This window comes from Psychrobacter sp. 16-MNA-CIBAN-0192 (genome assembly GCF_040309565.1).
Classification (GTDB): domain Bacteria; phylum Pseudomonadota; class Gammaproteobacteria; order Pseudomonadales; family Moraxellaceae; genus Psychrobacter.
The window spans coordinates 1-277 of sequence record NZ_JBEOOX010000197.1; the positions used below are offsets into that span (position 1 = coordinate 1).

The window sequence follows — 277 nt, forward strand, 5'->3', positions numbered from 1 at the left end:
CTTTAGAGGTATTGCCATTAGCGCAAGCCACGCTACTGATGCCCATACTGGAAGAGTTCGAGCAGCCTGATGAAGAGGATGAACCGTCTATGACAGCAGCCGAAGAACAAGCGTTTGACGAATTTAATGCCCTCAACGCTGAGACATTAGATTCAGAGCAGTCTAAAGCGCTAGAAGCGAAAATTCCAGATTCACAGACTTAAATAGCTGCCTAATACAATGATGGGCTTATTAATACAATTAGTTGATTGGTATATTATGATGGATGGTATATTAT

1 pseudogene is annotated in these 277 nt (G+C 41.5%); it reads left to right on the forward strand.

The annotated features are described in order from the left end of the window. Nucleotides 1-203 (forward strand): annotated as a pseudogene (locus AAEY78_RS12895) (ribosome rescue GTPase HflX); the annotation flags it as partial. Nucleotides 204-277 lie beyond the last annotated feature (74 nt).